The 934-nt window shown below is 36.4% G+C and carries 1 protein-coding gene; it reads right to left on the bottom strand.

Features of this window, described 5'->3' with window-relative positions:
• Positions 1 to 934: Tn3 family transposase (locus tag ABHN01_RS25895; RefSeq protein WP_429877930.1), on the bottom strand; the 934-nt coding region annotated here is incomplete at both ends.

The following is a 934-nucleotide window of genomic DNA, read 5'->3' as shown; positions in this document are numbered from 1 at the left end:
TCTAATATCTTCATAGTTTTCTTTTATTAACTTTACATTAATTTTTCCTTTTAAAAGTGCTTGAACATTTTCATATTCTTCTCCACCAGGTATAGAAAAAAGCTTAGTATCTGCCAAATCACGAATACGAGGAGCAAATCGAAATCCCAACAAGTGTGTTAAAGCGAAAACTTGATCTGTATATCCAGCTGTATCTGTGTAATGTTCTTCAATTTTTAAATCTGTTTCATGATGAAGAAGCCCATCTAATACATGAAGAGCATCTCGTGCATTGGTAGTAATGACTTTCACATGATAGGCAGATAGCTGATCACTTACAAATCGATAAATGGTTCCACCTTTTCCCGTTCCATAGTGTGGATTGGAATCTGCATGTAGAGAACGTACAGCAATGGATAAACGCATACCATCAGAAGAAGAAGTTGTCCCATCTCCCCAATAGGATGATAACTTTTGTTCCTTTTGGAAATTCACGAGAATAGATTGAGCGCGAACCATTGCATCATCATACATTCTCCATTGTGAAGCATTTGCCATTTGTCTATAGGAGATTCCAGGGGTAGCTTCCGCCATTTTTGTAAGACCTATATTTGTCCCCATTGCCATCAAAGTAGCTAATACAATATTCTGTTCCTCTTGATCAGGAGATTGATTGGTAGAGGCGTGGATAAATTGATCATGAAATCCAGTCCAACTGGCCACTTCTATTAGTAAATCTGTCAGTTTTATTCTGGGTAACATACTATGAAGAAGTTTACTAAATGCTTTTGCTTCTTCTGGAGTTCCTCTATCCAATCGCTCAACATGTAGTTTTCCTTGACTAATATCTACTCCTTCTAATTTCTCGCTATTTTTTGATAACCATTCTAAATGTTCATTTAATCGGTTTATTCGGTCAGTTATATAATCTTCAGCTTTTAAAGGGGCTGTAAGG

Source organism: Fictibacillus sp. NRS-1165 (genome assembly GCF_050468105.1).
Lineage (GTDB): Bacteria > Bacillota > Bacilli > Bacillales > Fictibacillaceae > Fictibacillus_C > Fictibacillus_C terrinigri.
This window is presented reverse-complemented; position numbering and strand designations above follow the sequence as displayed.